The organism is Myxococcus eversor, assembly GCF_010894455.1.
Taxonomy (GTDB): Bacteria; Myxococcota; Myxococcia; order Myxococcales; family Myxococcaceae; genus Myxococcus; species Myxococcus eversor.
In genome coordinates, this window is record NZ_JAAIXY010000002.1 from 105,710 (window position 1) to 122,097 (window position 16,388).

A 16,388-nucleotide genomic window follows, 5' to 3' on the forward strand; every position below is an offset into this window, starting at 1 on the left:
ACCGCCGGTGAGTCCGATGTCACGCCGGGTGTCGAACCCAGGGATGCCCTGCCAGGGCACCCGGTGGGAGGCTGAAGGGGAATGTCGGGGTGAATCGGGTCCATGACGCTCGTTGGAGAACATACCAGTGCGCTCCGACGTGCGGGGCTCCGGGCTTCATGACAGGCCGGGTTCCGGGCATCCGGACCGAGCCCTTTCCGACACGTCTCTCAGAGGGTGCCGGGGTCCGTGCGCTCCAGCAGGGCGCCGGCCCAGGTGAGGCCGCTGCCGACGACGCTCAGCACCACCGCGTTGCCCAGGGAGGCGTCGTCCCAGTGCTCGCTCAGCACGCCTGGGGCTCCGGCCGCGCCGGTGTTGCCCCGGACGTTGACGTTGAAGCGGTGGCGGGACTCGGGCACCTCGCAGCGGCGCTGGACGGCCTCCAGCATGCGCAGGTTGGCCTGGTGGCCGATGAAGGTGACGTCCTCGTTGCCCTTCCCCGGGTGCTGACGCAGGTAGTGGGCGCGCAAGTCCAGGAACGTCTCGCCCGCGCGGCGGATGGCGAACTTCTGCACCTCCGCGCCGTGCTGGGTGAAGTGGCCGATGCGCGGCACCCGCACCTTGTCCGCGCCCGACGGGTCTCCCGCCAGCCGCGTCTCGGTGATTCGCCAGCGTCCCGGCACGCGGGGAGAGAGCACCGCCGCCGCCGAGCCATCCCCCCACAGCACCGCGCTGGAGCGGTCCGTGTAGTCGACGACGCGCGTGGAGTTGTCCATGTTCACCACCAGCACGTAGTCCGGCAGTCGCTCCGGCCGCATGCCCGTGAGGAAGTGCAGTTGCGTGCAGAACGAGGAGCAGGCGCTCTGGAGGTCCACCGCCGGCGCGTCGATGCCCAGCACCTGCGCCACGCGGTTGGACTCGGCGGGAATGCACTCGTCCGGGCTGCACCCGCCCGCGACGACGAGGCCGATGTCGGACGGCTTCAGCCCCGCGCGCGTGAGCGCCATCCGCGCCGCCTGGGCCCCCGTCTCCGCGTTGCTGAAGAGGGCCGCTTCCTGCGCGGCCCGCACGTCCTTGTTGCGCGTCTCCCGCAGGTACTCCAGCGGCAGCACCGTGTGACGGGAGCGGATGCCCACCCGCTCCACAATCCACGCGTCCGAGGTCTCGAGCCCCAGCTCCTCGAGGAAGGCATTGGTCAGGAGGTTGGGCGGATGGAAATGGCCGAGCGCGTGCAGGAACATGTGAACCCTCTAACCACGAACCCTGCCCATTCTCTGTCAGCGCCCTGTCACGCCTTCGCCACTCCGCGGAGCAGCCGGCCACTCGTGCGGAGCGCCGGACCATTCCCGTCACGTTTCCGCCACGCCGCTGACGCGCTGTGTCGTCACTTCTCGGGCGGTGGGGGGAGGACCTGGGTGGTGAGCACGAGGCGCGAGTCGCCCTTGCCTTCGATTCGCATGCCCAGCTTGTGCATCTCCGGGGTGGGGGTGAGCGTCAGGGGCCCGGCCATGGAGAAGCTGATGAGCACGGTGCCGGCGGCCAGGACGTTCATCGTCCCCTGGTAGGTGACGGACATCGACACGGGGGTCTCCTCGTCCGAGGGGACCTCCAGCGTGGTGGACACCGCGAAGACGCCCACGGGCCCGCGCACCTCGTGGCGAATCTCCGAGAGCTGGATGCGGGTGTCCTTGAACTTCACCCCGTCGGCGCCCCCTCCCTTCTGGAGGCTGGCCTGGAACGCCTGGGCGACGCGCTCCACGCTGTCGCCAATCTTGAGCGGCGCTTCGGGGAAGGCGGCGACGATGGGGTCCTCCTCGCCCAGCCCCTCCAGGTCCGAGAGCACCGTCTCCCGCACCTCCTTCGTCACGGCCATTCCGCGGAGGTCCGTCACCAGGATGCGCCCCGTCTTGAACTCCCCCAGGTAGCTCTTGCCACTGACGGCGGCCACCTCCCGCGTCTCCTTGCCGTCGCCGTCCTTCGTCACGTCCCGCACTTCACCGTAGGCAATCTTCTGCTGGGTGATGACGCGCCCCTTCGCCGCGAGCGTGGTGAGGACCTGGTTCTGGACCATCACGCTCTTGAGCGACATGGGCTCCGGCTCCATCTCTGGCCCGGTGACGTGGAAGTCCTGGGTCATCTCCATGCGCAGCCGCTGCTCCTCGGCCTGCCCCACCACCGCGTCCTTCCGGGTGAAGCGAATCGTCCGGCCGAGCTCCTCCCGGTCGCCCTTCACCTCGTCTCCCAGCGCGACGGACGACAGCGACATCACCGCGACAGCGACCCACGACCACATTCGGCGCATTTGTTCCCCTCTCGCCGCAATCCTTTCATGGGCTTGCCAATATCGTCAGCCCTGAATCCGCACAGCGGAACGCGACGGTGACAGGCATTGGCGCTGGCACGGGCGAGGTACAGTGCCGCGCATGAGCGCGACGGCTACGTCCCGGGTCCACTTCCGTACGTGCAACCTGTGCGAGGCGATGTGCGGCCTGCGCATCGAGCTGGAGGGCGAGAAAATCACCGCCATCCGAGGTGACGACGAGGACCCGTTCAGCCGGGGCCACGTGTGTCCCAAGGCGCTGGCGCTGAAGGACTTGCACGAGGACCCGGACCGGCTGCGCCACCCGATGCGGCGCACGGCGACGGGCTGGGAGCGCGTGTCGTGGGACGACGCGCTCGACGAGGCGGCCCGGCGCATCCACGCGGTGCAGCAGGAGCACGGGCGCGACGCGGTGGCCTCGTACCTGGGCAACCCCAACGTGCACAACCTGGGCAACATGGTGTTCGGCCCGGAGCTGGTGCGCGCGCTGCGCTCGAAGAACCGCTTCTCCGCCACGTCGGTGGACCAGCTCCCCCACCAGCTCGTGTCGTACTTCATGTTCGGCCACCAGCTCCTCACGCCCATCCCCGACCTGGACCGCACGCAGTACCTGCTCGTCATGGGCGCCAACCCGCTCGCGTCCAACGGCAGCCTGATGACGGCGCCCGACATCCGCGCCCGCCTGCGCGCGATTCAGCAGCGCGGCGGCAAGCTCGTCGTCGTGGACCCGCGCCGCACGGAGTCGGCCGCCATCGCCGACAGCCACGTCTTCATCCGCCCCGGCACGGACGCGCTCGCGCTGCTGGCCCTGTTGCACGTCGTGCTCGTGGAGAACACGCCGCGCGCAAGCCACCTGGCCGCGCACCTGGAGGGCCTGGAGGCCGTGCGCGAGCTGGCGCGCGACTTCCCACCCGAGCGCGTCGCGCCCCACACCGGCGTGCCCGCGGAGACGCTGCGCGGAATCGCCCGGGACTTCCTCTCCACCGAGCAGGCCGTCTGCTACGGGCGCATGGGCCTGTCCACGCAGCCGTTCGGCTCGCTGTGCCAGTGGCTCATCAACGTGCTCAACACGGTGACGGGCAATCTGGACCGGCAGGGCGGCGCCATGTTCACCCAGCCCGCGTTCGACGTCGTCGGCGGGCCCAAGGCGATGGCGCTCGGACGCGGCAGCTACGGCCGCTGGAAGAGCCGCGTGCGCGGGCTGCCGGAGGTCGGCGGAGAGCTGCCCGCCGCCGTGCTCGCCGAGGAGATGCTCACCCCGGGCGAGGGCCGCATCCGCGCGCTCATCACCCTGGCCGGCAACCCCGTGCTGTCCACGCCCAACGGGCCGCAGTTGGAGCGCGCGCTGGAGGGCCTGGACTTCATGTTGAGCCTGGACCCGTACCTCAACGAGACGACGCGCCACGCGAACCTCATCCTCCCGCCCGTCTCTCCGCTGGAGCGCGGCCACTACGACGTGGCCTTCCACGTGCTCTCGGTGCGCAACACCGCCAAGTACTCGCCGCCCCTCTTCCAGCCCGGGCCGGAGGGACGTCAGGACTGGCAAGTCGTTCTGGCGCTCCAGCACCGGCTGGAGAACCTGCGCCGGGGCCGTCCCTCGCTGCGCGCGACACTGAAGTACCAGGCCCTCACGCGTCTGGGACCGGAGCGGGTGCTGGATGTCGGCCTGCGCATGGGCCCGTACGGCGCGCGCTTCCATCCGCTGCGCGAAGGCCTGTCGCTGGCGAAGCTGCGCGCGTCACCGCACGGCGTGGACCTGGGCCCGCTCCAGCCGTGCCTGCTCGGCCGGCTCCAGACGAAGGACCGGCGCATCCAGCTCGCACCCGCGCCGCTGATGGCGGACGTGCGCCGGCTGCGAGAGACCTTCCCGGAGGGCGCAGCTCAAGAGCCGAAAGAGGGAGAGCTCTTGCTCATCGGCCGGCGCCACCTGCGCGACAACAACTCCTGGATGCACAACGTGGCGGGCCTGGTGAAGGGCAAGCCGCGCTGCACGCTGATGGTGCACCCGGAGGATGCCTCGCGGCTGGGCCTCGTCGATGGCGTGGCCGCCGTCGTCACCTCGCGCGTGGGCGAAGTGACGGTGCCGGTGGCGGTGACGGACGACGTGATGCGCGGCGTGGTGAGCCTGCCCCACGGCTATGGCCACCGCCGTCAGGGCACGGGCCAGCGCATCGCCGCCGAGCACGCGGGCATCAGCCAGAACGACCTGACGGACGACCGCGCCGTGGACCTGCTCAGCGGCAACGCCGCCTTCAACGGCACGCCGGTTCGGGTGAAGCCGGTCGGGCCGCCGGACGCACCCGCCACACCAGCGGCGTGAGCGCGCCGGCCGTGACGAAGACGAGCTGCACCAGGTGGCCCAGGAGCGCCACCGACATGGCGCGCGCGGCGGTGGTGTCCAGCACACCCGCCGCCAGCGCGAAGGCGCCGTCACTGACGCCCACCTGCCCGGGCACCAGCGAGCCCACCGCCAGCGCGCAGAGGTAGAGGCCTTGCGAGAAGAGCGCCTGCACCAGCGACGTGTCGATGCCCACCGCGTGCGTCAGCACCGCGTACTGCGCCACCTGGAGCGCGCGGCTGCCCAGGAAGGCCAGCATCGGGCCTCTCGGCAGCAACGTGCCGTGGCACGCCGTCGCGCGGAACTGCTCGGTGTGGTGGGCCCAGCGCTGGGAGCGACGCGCCAGCCACGCACAGGGCTTTCGCGCGCGCATGCATGCCCGCAGGCCCGTGGAGGCCACCACCAGCACCACGCCGTGGCCCAGCATCGCCAGGGTGAAGACGGACCAGCCCGTCAGCAGATAGGACGCCGCCGCGCAGGGAAAGGAGATGAGGCCGCCCGCTCCCAGCGAGGCCGCTTGCGATGTGGCCGCGGCCGCGGTGGCCGTGGCGCCGCCCATGTGGGGCGACAGCAGCGCGGCCTTGGTGGCCTCCGCCGCCGCGCGGCCCGCGGGGGCCATGCTGGACACCGCCGTGCCGATGAGCTGCGCGCGCAGCAATACGCGCATCGGGACGTGCTCGGCCCGGGCACCATAGGAGGCGCGCGTCGCGAGCGCGTCCATGCCCTGACGTCCCAGCTCCAGCAGCACCACCCAGGGCAGCCAGGGCGCGGCCTCCAGCAGCACCCCGCCCAGCTCCCGGGCTCCCGCCTTTCGCACCAGCAGCGCCAGCATGGCCAGGCCCGCCACCGCGAAGACGGGCCGCAAGAGCCCCGTCACCTTCTTCCGCCAGGGCACCGACACCGAGGGGAGCGCCATCGCGGCGTCCATCGGCCGGCCCAGGGTCATCTCCCCGCGCGCGTTGCTCACCATCGCCTCCCTCACCCACCCTGCGCCCCGAGTCACGGTGGAAGGTGGACAGCCCCGGCTGGGATTGCGAGGGTCGCCCGTCGCCCGGAAGCCACCTCCCTTTCCTCGCGTCCGCCGGTGGACATCCGCGCTCGGCCGCCCCGCCCCGGAGCGCTGGTTGCCCGAGCGACTCCGAGTGCGTGCTCGGCTCCGGCCTCGAAGGTCGCTAGGGTGCGACACCGATTTCCCGCGCGCACACGGAGCAACACATGAAAGCGGTCCGGTTTTCGAAGTTCGGGCACCCGTTGAAGGTGGTGGAGGTGGTGGAGGAGCCCGACGCGGAGCTGAAGTCGGGCGAGGTCAGGCTCGAAGTTTTGGCCAGCCCCATCAATCCCTCGGACGTGCTCACCCTCTCCGGCCAGTACGGCTCGCTGCCCAAGCTGCCGGCGATACCGGGCAACGAGGGCGTGGGCCGCGTGGTGGAGGTGAAGGACTCGTCGGCGGTGAAGGTGGGAGACGTCGTCTTCCTGCCGCTGGGCTCTGGGACGTGGCGCACCCACCTGGTCGCCCCCGCCGAGGGGCTGATGCCGGTGCCCAAGGGCACGGACGTGAAGCAGGCGTCCATGCTGTTCGTCAACCCGCCCACCGCGGACATCATGCTGCGCGAGTTCGTCACCCTGCAGCCCGGAGACTGGGTGCTCCAGAACGCGGCCAACTCCGCGGTGGGCCGCTACCTCATCACCCTGGCGAAGCAGGCCGGCTACAAGACGCTCAACGTCGTGCGCCGCGAGGAGCTGGCGCCGGAGCTGCTCGCGCTGGGCGCGGACGTCGTGCTCACGGACACGGACGACCTGAAGGAGCGCGTGCGCGAGGCGACGGGCGGCGCGAAGGTGCGGCTGGCCATCGACGGCGTGGGTGGCGACTCCACGCGGCGGCTCGGCGACTCGCTCGCCACCGGCGGCACGGTGGTCAACTACGGCGTCATGAGCGGCAAGGGCCCCAAGCTGTCGGCGGAGGCCACCATATTCAAGGACGTCACCCTGCGCGGATTCTGGCTGGTGCTGTGGCTGAAGCGCGCCCAGCGCGAGCACCAGCGCGACACCTACGCCCGGCTGTCGAAGCTGCTGGCGGACGGCACGCTGAAGACGGCGGTGGAGGGCACCTTCTCGCTGGATGCCATCCAGGACGCCCTGGCGCGCGCCATGGAAGGCGGACGCGGCGGCAAGGTGCTGCTCACGCCCAACGGTCCAGTCTGACTCCCACTCGCAGCCCCGAAAGGAACACGACGATGAAACGCGTGGAAGGCAAGGTGGCACTCATCACGGGCGCGGCGGGCGGCCTGGGCAGCGCGTCCGCGCGGATGCTGGCGCGCGAGGGCGCGAAGGTCGTGGTGACGGACCGCAAGAGCCAGGAAGCGCTCGGGCGTGAAGTGGCCGCGTCCCTGGGCGAGGGCCAGGGCCTGTTCCTCCCGCTCGACGTCACGCGCGAGGAGGACTGGGTCCAGGCCATCGACACGACGCTGGAGAAGTTCGGCCGGCTGGACGTGCTCGTCAACAACGCGGGCCTGGGCATCCCCAAGGACGTGGAGCACATCTCCCTGGAGGAGTGGAGGCTGGTGCACGCGGTCAACCTGGACGGCACGTTCCTGGGCTGCAAGCACGGCATCCGCGCCATGCGAAAGTGTGGCGCCAAGGGCTCCATCATCAACATCTCCTCGCTGGCGGGCCTCATCGGCGTGCCCACGCTGCCCGCCTACGGCAGCGCCAAGGGCGCTGTGCGCATGTTCACCAAGTCGGTGGCGCTGCACTGCGCGCAGCAGGGCTACGGCATCCGCTGCAACTCCATCCACCCCACCTTCGTGGAGACGACCATGGTGAAGGCGCTGATGGACGCCAGCGGCGTGCCGGACAAGATGCGCGAGGGGATGCGGCGCAGCATCCCCCTGGGCCACCTGGGCGAGCCGGACGACATCGCCCACGCCGTCGTGTACCTCGCGTCGGACGAGTCGAAGCTGATGACGGGCTCCGAGTTCGTCCTCGACGGCGGCTCGTCCGCGCAGTAGCCCCGGCTTCAAGCTTCAAGCCGGGTGACTGGCGGCGCTCAGGTCCAGGGCGCCGTCAGCATCTGCGCGAAGCGCACGCTCAGCTCCGGGCGCCGCATCATCGCCTGTATCCAGGCCTGCGCCTCCGTGCTCCAGTCGGCAATCGACAGGCCGCGCGCTTCGAAGACCGCCAGCGCGTTGCTCGACACGCTCATCGCCTTGAGAACCCGCGCGTACTCCAGCAACGTGCCCAGCGTCGCCCCGGGGAGGATGACCTCCGTGTCCAGCTCCTGCGCGTCCACCTGGGGGCGGGCCTGGAACCACCGCTCCAGGGACACGGGCGGTCCCATTTGAGCCACCGCGTTCATCAGCCGCACGCGGTGCGCCTCCTGCTCCTCGCGCACCCGGTCCGCCTCGCGCTGGGCGGCCTCGGCCTCGCGATGGGCCAGCTCGATTTGCCGCTGCTGGTCCCTGCGTCGGGACTCCTCCACGCGCCGCCGCAGCTCGTCCTGGCGCCGTGACTCCTCGTCGTCCCGCTGGCGCTGGAGGTACTCGCCCATCATCTTCACGTCGACGTGGATGTCCTCCAGCAGGTCGCGGTGGTAGCTGGACTCGGCCTCCTGGACGGGTGCCTCGCGGATGCGCCGCTCGAAGTCCGGGAGCCACGCCAGGAAGCGCTCCACGTCGGGGATGAGGAAGTCGTTCCCCTGGCGCAGCGCATGGTTGAGCGGCGAGGACGCGTGGAACACCGCATGCGAGGTGGAGCGCGGCCACGCCGCCACCCGAGCCTCCGCCGCCCTCCAGACGAAGGGCAGGCGCTCGGCCAGCGTCCGGGCGGGGACGTCGTCCAACAACCACGCCACCAGCTTCGGGAGCTGGAGCTGCGAGTCCACGCGCCACCACGTCTCGAAGGTGACGAGGGGGTCCGGCTCCGCCGCGAGCTGACGCTCCCACAGCTCCTGTCGCCAGGGCGTGAAGGCGGCCAGCAGCTCCGCGCGCTCGTCTGGGTAGCGCTGGAAGCGCAGCCACACGGCGTCGATGAGCTCCTCGCGTCCGGAGATGCCGCTCCAGGAGCGCACCGCCTTCGCGAAGGGAGCCAGCACCGCCGCGCGTGAGGGCTTCTCCCACGCCGCCATCAGCAGCCGCGCCGAGCGGCCTCTTCCCAGCTCCGGCGTCAGGCGGTCCAGCCGCCCTGGCAGCGACACCAGCAAGTCCAACAGCGGCTCCGCGCAGGCCGCATCGCGCGCCCACGAGTGAACCAGCGTCAGCTCCTCCACGTCGCCCAGCGCGAGCAAGGTCGTGAAGCCGCTCGCTCGCACCAGCTCCACGCGCTCGGCGGAAGGGGCGAGCCGGAGCGCCCGCACGGCGGCGTCATGGAAGGCGCGCGCGGCCGGCGTGGCCCGGGCCTCGCGTTCATCGGTAGCCCACTCCAACCACCGCATCACGTTGCGCGCGGGCCACGTGCCCAGGATGTCACGGGCCCACGTCTCCCAGCGGGCATGGACTTCTGGAGACAGGCGCTCGAAGGGAGTGTCGCGGGCCCAGGACTGCACCGCGTCCGCGAGCGTGTCCGGCTCCCGCGCGGCGACGGCGAGCACCGCGTCCAGCGCCTCCAGCGTGGGCGGTGAGGGCAGCCGCCGCAGCACGTCCCGGACGAAGTCCGCGTCTCCCGTCTCGCCGAGGCTCGCGAGCAGCGCCGACGAGCCCAGCGCCGCCAGCGTGCCCCGCGCCTCCGTCACCACGTCTCCGTCCTCCGAATCCAGCGCCGCGAGCAGCCCCGGCTCGTCGCGGAGCACGAGCGCGCACTCGAAGCGGAGGTCCTCATCCCGGGAGCGCAGCCCCTCACGCAGCGCGAAAAGCAGGTCCACCTCCGGCGGCTTTCCGGTGGCTCGCACCCAGGCCACCGCGGCCCACGCGGCCTGCTCCGGGAAGGCCGCGAAGGCGGCACGCGCGTGACGCTCGACGAGCTCGCGCTGCTGCCGCTGCAACCGCGTGCGGCTCCACACCCGCCAGCGCGTCAGGGCGAGCGCGGCCTCCATCGCCGCGCGCCCCTCTTCATACAGACAGGACAGGACGGTGGAGAACATGTCCCGCGTGTCTTGTCGCAGGTGCACCTTGGCGAGCGCCGCGAGCTGGCGGACCTCGGAGCCCGGACCGTGCCGGAACATCACCGTCAGCATGTCCTCGCCGTCCTCCGGGGAGGACTCGGGCACCGGGGGCTGGGTCCACGGGAGCAGCTCCGCCCAGCGGTCCTCGGCCTCCTCGACGAAGCCCGGGAGCAGCAGGCAGGGCTCGCATCGGCGCACGTCCGCGATGACGCGCAGCACGTCCGCCCACCGCGCGGCGTACTGGGACTCCAACTGCCACGACAGGGCGGGCGCCAGCGCCTCCAGCCGCCCCACCAGCGCGAAGCGGTCCACGCCCGCGTGGAGCAGCATGCGCGCGGCGCCGTAGTGCTCGGGCGGCACCGGGCCGCACGCGCAGCTCGGACAGCGGACGCCGGGTGTATTGAAGCGGGTGCAGCCTGGACACCGCACCCGCGTGCCACGCAGGGCACCGTTCTCCCACGGAAGGGCCATGCCCCCTGTCTACAACGTCCCGGCGCCGCTGTACTCCCGGACGGCGCCAGGACGCGCCTGGCTCAGGGAGGACACCCTCCCACGGGCGCGATGGGCAGCGCATACACGTACCGGACGCCGCTGTTGTCCTGCGCCGTGAAGAAGACATTCTGACCGGAGCGCGTGAAGCTCCTCGGGAAGGAGTCGAGCGGACCGGGTGCGATTTCCGTCAGGGACACCGTGGTGATGCGCACCCCGTTGCTCACCCAGGGCTCCGCGCCCCGGTTGCGAATCGCCGCGCTGAAGAAGAACAGGTTGTCGACGGTGGTCAGCACGTCCGGGAACGAGCTCCCCGCTCCGGCCTCCAGGTCGCCGAACAGACGCGTCTTCGCCGCCGTGCTGTCGCTGTCCCAGGGCTCCACGCCATGGACGCCATCGTCCGCGGCGAAGAAGAGCTGGTTGCCCAGCACCGTGAAGTGGTCGGGATTCGAGCCCATGGGCCCCGGGAGGATGTCCTCCACCAGCACCGTCCCCGAAGCCGTGCCATCACTGCGCCACAGCTCCATGTCGTCGCTGTCCATCCCCATGGCCGCGCTGAAGAGCAACCTCCCTCCCACGCCCGCCATCTCCCCCACCATCCCGAACTGACGCAGCATCACCGGAGGCGCCCCCCCGTCCGTCACCATCAGCATCGCTCCACCCGAGTGCGACACGCCCACGGCGAAGAACAGCTTGCTGCCCACGGCCACCAACGGGAGCTGGAAGCCATGGTCGCTCGACATCCGGAACACCTCGTCGGCGCCTGGCCCCCCGTCCGAGCGAAGCAGTATCGTGATGACGCCGCGATACGACGCGAGGAAGTAGAGCGAGCCGTCTCCCCCCAGGGTGAACCGATGGGGCGAGGAGTCCTCGATGCCCGGCTCGAAGTCCTCCACCATGAAGGTCCCGGCGGCGGAGCCATCGCTGCGCCACAGCTCCCGTCCATGCGTCGGGTCCCCCGCGGCGAAGTAGAGCAGTCCGTTGAACGCGAACAGCTCATTCGGGAACGAGCCCACCGCGCCGGGCCAGATGTCCTTCACGCGGCGGGTGCCACCGACCGTTCCATCGGTCACGAACAGCTCGCGCCCGGCCACCGGGTCATCGGCGGCGAAGAACACCCGGCTCCCCACGGTCGTGAACCAGGTCGGGTGCGAGCCCACCGCTCCAGGGATGATCTCCTTCAGCAGCCGGGTGCCCGCCCCCGGAGCGCCGCTGCTCACCCACGGCTCGCTGCCTCGCACCCCGTCGTCCACGCTGAACACCATGCCTCCCGCGCTGGGCGCCATGGGCGTCACGAGCTCCGCGGGCGGCGCGAACGGAGACTCCTCCAACAGGGAGACCCCCAGCGACACGGCGGTCCTCGTACAGATTTCCCAGGGACCCGCGAGCAGCGATGAGCCCGCCTGCACCGGCTCCGGCGACCCCGAAGACGACGAGCAACTCGCCAGCAAACACACCACCACCAGGAAACAGCACCTGTACCTCATCGGGACTTCTCCTCATCCGCTCGAGTCGACAGCCATCACTCGCGCGGGCCCGAGACTGAAGACACTTCGCGACGCGCGACAACGACCCTCCAGTGGCAGCGTCTCGTCGGGCAATCGTCAGCGAACGGGACTCGGGAACAGCTCGACGTTGTCGGCCTCGCCCCTACGTTCTGGCCCGCGCCTGGACAACCCCGCGTTCGGAGTCTCCCCTTCCATGACGAACCGCTGTGTCACGCTTTCGCCGCGCGTCAGCGCGCTCTGGCTGCTCGGGCTCGTGGTGTGTGCCTCGTCGGCCCGCGCCCAGCCGGCCCCCGCTCAGGTCGGCCGATGGGCCAGTGTCATGAACTGGCCCATCTCCGCCACCCACACCAGCCTGCTCCCCGATGGCAAGGTGATGTTCTACGGCGAGTTCGAGGAGGGGGCCCTGCCGCCCCGACGCTGGGACCCCGCCACCAATGTGCTCACCGAGTATCCCTATGCGGGCTACAACATCTTCTGCTCCGGCCACTCCTTCCTCTCGAATGGCAAGCTGCTCGTCACCGGAGGACACATCGCCAGCCACGTGGGCCTCCCCCACGCGAGCATCTTCGACTACCTCAGCAACACCTGGACGCAGATGCCGGACATGAACGGTCCGCGCTGGTACCCCACCAACACCACGCTCAACAACGGTGACATCGTGGTCACCTCTGGAGAGATGAATGGGGCCAACGACATCAACCTCATTCCCCAGCGCTTCATCGCGGGGACGAACACCTGGCGGACGCTGACCAACGCGTCGATGGACATCCCCTACTACCCGAAGATGTTCCTCGCCCCCAACGGGCAGCTCTTCTACGCCGGCTCCTTGCGCGGCTCGCTCTGGCTGGACCCCACCAGCAATGGCGCCTGGAGAACCGGGCCCGTGAGCAACTACGGCACCCGCAGCTACGGGCCCGCCGTCTACCTGGACGGCAAGGTGCTCCTCATCGGCGGAGGACAGCCCCCCACCTCCACCGTGGAGCAGATTGACCTCAACGCGGCCAACCCCACCTGGCAATACATGGCCCCGATGAGCATCCGCCGTCGGCAGCACAACGCCGTCATTCTGCCGGACGGCACCGTGCTCGTCCTGGGAGGCAGCAGCGGCCCGGACTTCGACTCGTCCGACTTCCCCGTCTATTACGCCGAGCTCTACAACCCCGCCACCAACACCTGGACCTCGCTCGCGAGCAACGTGCGCTACCGGGGCTATCACTCCACCGGGGTGCTCCTGCCGGATGGACGCGTGCTGTCGGCGGGAGGCAACATGGAGCGCACCGCCGAGGTCTACTCACCGCCCTACCTCTTCAAGGGCGCGCGCCCCGTCGTCACCGCGGCCCCGACGACGGCCCAGCCGGCGAGCACCATCACCATCACCACACCCGACGCGGCCAGCACCACCCGCGTGTCCCTCATCGCGCTCAACGCGACGACGCACACGTTCGACCAGAACCAGCGGTTGCTCACGCTGTCCTTCACGCGCGACGCGGGAAGCATCACCGCCACCATGCCCGCCAATCGCAACCTCGCGCCGCCGGGCTACTACCAGCTCTTCATCGTGAACAGCGCGGGCGTGCCTTCCAGTGGCCGGAGGCTGCGCATTCCCCCGCCCTGATTCGTGGAAGAATGCACACCGCATGAAGAGCGACTGCCCCGTCTGCACACAACCTGCTCCCACGCTGCGCGTCATCGACCTGCGCGGTGTCTGCGTCGACACCTGCACCCGCTGTCACGGCCACTGGCTGGACGCGGGTGAATTGGAGCGGCTGGCACCGGGCTGGAAGACGGAGGCCCTCCGGGCGGCCCTGCCGACGGCGACCCGGCGCTGCCGTCACTCGCGGCACCATGTCCCGGCGACGCATGAGCAGTGCGGGCTGTGCGGCGCTCCCGCGGCGCGCTGTCCGTCCTGCGCGAAGTTCCTCTCCCAGGTGCGCACGGAGGTGTGCTCGGTCGACCTGTGTGGGAGCTGCCATGGCCTCTGGCTGGACGCGAACGAGCTCAAGGCGTTGATCGACTGGCACCAGCGCTCCCAGCGTCCGCTCGCGGTGGGCGCGGCGGTGGTGGGTACGGCTGCCGCGGCGGCGGTGGCGGTGGCGGCGCTGTCCCAGGTGACGGCGGGCAGCCCCGAGCGCTCCCGGGCCGCCGAGGTCCTGACGACCTCCCTGGAGCGGGCGGGCGACGCGGCGGACGTGGTGGAGGTCGGCGAGATGCTGGGCGTCACGGTGGAGGCGGCCAGCGAGGGACTGGGCTCCGCCGCCGAGGCGGCCGTGGAGGGGGCGAACCTGGTGGGAGAAGCGATGGGTGGGTTGTTGGAGGTGGTGGCGGGGTTGTTCCATTGACCCACCTTCACACCGCGCCTGAATCCCCTATGCTCGTGACAGTCCCGTGAGACCCGCCGGATTGTGACGGGGGGAGTGCCGAATGATGAGCCAAGTGAGCACGAAGAGCATTCCGCCGGATGACCGTCGTCTGTTTCCCCGTCTTCAGGCGCCGCTGTACGCGCGCCCGGCGCGTCTGAAATTCGGCGACAAGCGGCAGGTGCTGGACGCGAGCCTGGGCGGCGTCCGCATCTACTCCGACGAACAGTACGCGGAGGGCACCCAGCTCGAGGTGGACCTGTTTCTGGGAGACGGCTCCACGCTGGAATGTCGCGCGCGCGTGGCATGGCTGCGCAAGCTCCCCAAGGACGGCGTGGCCGTCTACGAAGTAGGCCTCGCGTTCACGGACGTCACCCCGGAGACGCTGGAGCGCCTCAAGTCGGTGCTCGTCGTCGAAGAGGACTGAAGGCCCCCGGAGCTTCCCTCGTCGCACGGCGCTGGAAGGCTCAGGGCCGTCCGGCGAGTTCGTCCCAGAGGGCGCGCAGCTCCTGCTCCAACCCGGGCACGGAGGAGGCACGCAGGCTGCCTCCGCCGCGAAAGAGGGAGAGCCCCTCGAAGAAGGCCACCAGCAGGGCCGCGCGTCGCTCCCGTCGAGCGGGCGTGAGGTCGGGAGACAGCTCTCGCAGCAGCGCCACCACGCCCTCGCGATAGCCGGCGTAGAAGACCCCCAGCGCCTCCGCCACCATGGCGTCGCGAGCGGCCAGCGCCCACAGCTCCGCGAAGAGCTGGAAGTGGCGGGGGGACTCCTGGTCCTCCAGCAAGGCGTCCAGTGCGTGTCGCAGCCGCTTCGCCGGCTCCTGTCCTCCGCCGTCCATGCGTTCGCGCACGCGACGGATGGCGGTCTCCAGGTAGCGCGCGAGCAGCGCGCGCACCACGTCCTGCTTGGTGGGGAAGTAATACTGGAGATTGCCCAGGCTCAGGCCCGCGCGTTGGGCCACGCCGCGCAGGCTCAGCCCCGCGTAGCCGTCCTCCACCAGCACGTCCATGGCCGCGTCCAGGATGCGCTCCACGCGCTCATGTCCCTTGGCGTGGACGGCGGTGCCCGCTCGCGGCTTCGCGGAGGGGAGCTTCCCGGGAGACTTGCTCGCGCGTGGGGACATCAGGCCGCCTTCCTCGTCGGCACCTCGGAGGACGCTACCTCATCGAGCCGCACGGTGACGCCACAGGCGCGCAGCGTGGCCAGCAGCTCCTCGGGCCGGGGCTCGTGCTCGGGGAACCACACGCCGGCGGACGGAGGCGGCGCGCCATCCATCCCCAACAGTCGCTCGACGCCGAGCAGCGCGCCCACGGCCGTGAGGTGCGCCTGGCCCTTCGGGTCCACCACCTCGATGCGGGTGCGGCCGTGCGCTCCTTCCAGGTCGGCCACCCACGCGGCCTCGCCTCCGGTGCCGTGGGTCGCCAGCAGCGCGCGGCGCAGCGGCGTCAGCCGGGGATGCTGGAGCAGGCGGAGGATTCCGAGCCGCTGGAGCACCACGAGAGACCACGTCGCCGAGCCCGAGTCGAACCCCAGCCGCGTCGCCACGCCGCGCGCGCCCAGCACCATGGGCAGCGTCGCCTGCTCGGGAGTGTCGAGCCGGAACACCCGCGTGCTCCGTCCGTCCGAGAACGTCACGCGCCGCCCGTCCGTCAGCGGCAGCACCTGGCGCTCCCGTCCCTGCTCCGTCACGTCATAGGACAGCCCCAGCCGGTCCATGTACTCCAGGGAATCCGGCCCCGCCTCGTCCGCGAGCGCGAAGCGGATGCCCACGTCCACGTGCTCCAGCCGTCCCAGGCGCCGCGCGGCCATGGCCACCAGCCGAGGCACCAGCCCCGCCATCCACGCCGAGCCCAGCATCACCGGCCCGCGCGGAGGCGTGCCCGACAGCCGCAGCACCGCGGCCCTCACTCGCGACGTCCATCGGGTGATGTCCAGCACGGGGACGCCGTCGCGCGCCGCCGACATCAGCAGATGGTCCTCCGGGTCATTGACCAACGACACCACGGCCCGAGGCTTCGCACCGAGCACCGCCAGCGGTGACGGGGCCCGGATATCCAACGCCACGCCCTCGGCGTTCCCGAGCTCGGCGGCCAGTTCGCGCGCGGGCTCCAGCCGCCGGCCGGCGATGACGAGCGGCAGCCCGGGATGGCGCTCCCTCAACAAGCGGGCGAGCCGGACGCCCACCACGCCGTAGCCCCCCACCAGCACGACACTTCCCTCGGACACCATGACGACTCCCACACGGGTGGACACGGGACGTCCGTGCCTCGACGAGGACAATATAGGTCACATGACCTAATTTTC

Annotated in this window: 13 protein-coding genes; 6 read left to right on the forward strand and 7 right to left on the reverse strand. The window is 70.7% G+C overall.

Translation table 11 applies throughout. From position 1 onward, the window contains the following. Positions 1-209 precede the first annotated feature (209 nt). Positions 210-1,220, reverse strand: coding sequence for a 3-oxoacyl-ACP synthase III family protein (locus G4D83_RS03940; RefSeq protein ID WP_163862982.1), 1,011 nt, complete (start codon positions 1,218-1,220; stop codon positions 210-212). Between the two features lie 143 nt (positions 1,221-1,363). Further along, positions 1,364-2,281, reverse strand: a complete 918-nt coding sequence (locus G4D83_RS03945; RefSeq protein WP_163862984.1) for a hypothetical protein — start codon at positions 2,279-2,281, stop codon at positions 1,364-1,366. Positions 2,282-2,402: 121 nt separating this feature from the next. Between G4D83_RS03945 and G4D83_RS03950 the strand changes: the two genes are divergently transcribed. Beyond that, the gene (locus G4D83_RS03950; RefSeq protein ID WP_163862986.1) at positions 2,403-4,619 is read left to right on the forward strand and encodes a molybdopterin oxidoreductase family protein; all 2,217 of its coding nucleotides are present in this window, start codon (positions 2,403-2,405) and stop codon (positions 4,617-4,619) included. Here G4D83_RS03950 and G4D83_RS03955 read toward each other — a convergent pair. Then, on the reverse strand, positions 4,552-5,607 hold the full coding sequence (locus G4D83_RS03955; RefSeq protein WP_163862988.1) for a lysylphosphatidylglycerol synthase domain-containing protein: 1,056 nt from the start codon (positions 5,605-5,607) through the stop codon (positions 4,552-4,554). The genes G4D83_RS03950 and G4D83_RS03955 overlap by 68 nt on opposite strands. A gap of 245 nt (positions 5,608-5,852) precedes the next feature. Between G4D83_RS03955 and G4D83_RS03960 the strand changes: the two genes are divergently transcribed. Further along, on the forward strand, positions 5,853-6,839 hold the full coding sequence (locus G4D83_RS03960) for a zinc-dependent alcohol dehydrogenase family protein (protein ID WP_163862990.1): 987 nt from the start codon (positions 5,853-5,855) through the stop codon (positions 6,837-6,839). A gap of 32 nt (positions 6,840-6,871) precedes the next feature. Continuing rightward, entirely contained in the window at positions 6,872-7,645 is a 774-nt protein-coding gene (locus G4D83_RS03965; RefSeq protein ID WP_163862992.1) for a glucose 1-dehydrogenase, read from the forward strand. Between the two features lie 38 nt (positions 7,646-7,683). Here G4D83_RS03965 and G4D83_RS03970 read toward each other — a convergent pair whose 3' ends face one another. Together G4D83_RS03970 and G4D83_RS03975 are read right to left on the reverse strand one after the other, a co-directional pair. Further along, positions 7,684-10,203, reverse strand: a complete 2,520-nt coding sequence (locus tag G4D83_RS03970; protein WP_163862994.1) for a hypothetical protein — start codon at positions 10,201-10,203, stop codon at positions 7,684-7,686. Positions 10,204-10,265: 62 nt separating this feature from the next. Continuing rightward, positions 10,266-11,708, reverse strand: coding sequence for an ELWxxDGT repeat protein (locus tag G4D83_RS03975; RefSeq protein WP_163862996.1), 1,443 nt, complete (start codon positions 11,706-11,708; stop codon positions 10,266-10,268). Positions 11,709-11,922: 214 nt separating this feature from the next. Between G4D83_RS03975 and G4D83_RS03980 the strand changes: the two genes are divergently transcribed. The 3 genes from G4D83_RS03980 to G4D83_RS03990 all read left to right on the forward strand — a co-directional run bounded on the left by G4D83_RS03980 (position 11,923) and on the right by G4D83_RS03990 (position 14,513). Next, the gene (locus tag G4D83_RS03980) at positions 11,923-13,344 is read left to right on the forward strand and encodes a galactose oxidase-like domain-containing protein (protein WP_163862999.1); all 1,422 of its coding nucleotides are present in this window, start codon (positions 11,923-11,925) and stop codon (positions 13,342-13,344) included. 22 nt (positions 13,345-13,366) lie between these two features. Next, complete coding sequence (locus G4D83_RS03985) at positions 13,367-14,068, forward strand: TFIIB-type zinc ribbon-containing protein (RefSeq protein ID WP_163863001.1); 702 nt, start codon at positions 13,367-13,369, stop codon at positions 14,066-14,068. 82 nt (positions 14,069-14,150) lie between these two features. After that, positions 14,151-14,513 (forward strand): PilZ domain-containing protein, encoded by a 363-nt coding sequence (locus tag G4D83_RS03990; RefSeq protein ID WP_163863003.1) that lies wholly within the window; start codon positions 14,151-14,153, stop codon positions 14,511-14,513. A 40-nt stretch (positions 14,514-14,553) separates the two neighbouring features. Here the strand turns inward: G4D83_RS03990 and G4D83_RS03995 are convergent, their stop codons facing one another. Next, a complete protein-coding gene (locus G4D83_RS03995) occupies positions 14,554-15,207 on the reverse strand; it encodes a TetR/AcrR family transcriptional regulator (protein ID WP_163863005.1) in 654 nt (217 codons plus the stop codon). After that, entirely contained in the window at positions 15,207-16,337 is a 1,131-nt protein-coding gene (locus G4D83_RS04000) for a saccharopine dehydrogenase family protein (RefSeq protein WP_240356135.1), read from the reverse strand. The genes G4D83_RS03995 and G4D83_RS04000 overlap by 1 nt, the downstream gene beginning before the upstream one ends. Positions 16,338-16,388 lie beyond the last annotated feature (51 nt).

Bases quoted from the DNA above. Each gene is read 5' to 3' on its own strand.
- G4D83_RS03970 (WP_163862994.1), bottom strand. From the start codon at position 10,203: ATGGCCCTTCCGTGGGAGAACGGTGCCCTGCGTGGCACGCGGGTGCGG.
- G4D83_RS03940 (WP_163862982.1), bottom strand. From the start codon at position 1,220: ATGTTCCTGCACGCGCTCGGCCATTTCCATCCGCCCAACCTCCTGACC.
- G4D83_RS03990 (WP_163863003.1), top strand. From the start codon at position 14,151: ATGATGAGCCAAGTGAGCACGAAGAGCATTCCGCCGGATGACCGTCGT.
- G4D83_RS03960 (WP_163862990.1), top strand. From the start codon at position 5,853: ATGAAAGCGGTCCGGTTTTCGAAGTTCGGGCACCCGTTGAAGGTGGTG.
- G4D83_RS03995 (WP_163863005.1), bottom strand. From the start codon at position 15,207: ATGTCCCCACGCGCGAGCAAGTCTCCCGGGAAGCTCCCCTCCGCGAAG.
- G4D83_RS03945 (WP_163862984.1), bottom strand. From the start codon at position 2,281: ATGCGCCGAATGTGGTCGTGGGTCGCTGTCGCGGTGATGTCGCTGTCG.
- G4D83_RS03965 (WP_163862992.1), top strand. From the start codon at position 6,872: ATGAAACGCGTGGAAGGCAAGGTGGCACTCATCACGGGCGCGGCGGGC.
- G4D83_RS03975 (WP_163862996.1), bottom strand. From the start codon at position 11,708: ATGAGGTACAGGTGCTGTTTCCTGGTGGTGGTGTGTTTGCTGGCGAGT.
- G4D83_RS03950 (WP_163862986.1), top strand. From the start codon at position 2,403: ATGAGCGCGACGGCTACGTCCCGGGTCCACTTCCGTACGTGCAACCTG.
- G4D83_RS03980 (WP_163862999.1), top strand. From the start codon at position 11,923: ATGACGAACCGCTGTGTCACGCTTTCGCCGCGCGTCAGCGCGCTCTGG.
- G4D83_RS03955 (WP_163862988.1), bottom strand. From the start codon at position 5,607: ATGGTGAGCAACGCGCGCGGGGAGATGACCCTGGGCCGGCCGATGGAC.
- G4D83_RS03985 (WP_163863001.1), top strand. From the start codon at position 13,367: ATGAAGAGCGACTGCCCCGTCTGCACACAACCTGCTCCCACGCTGCGC.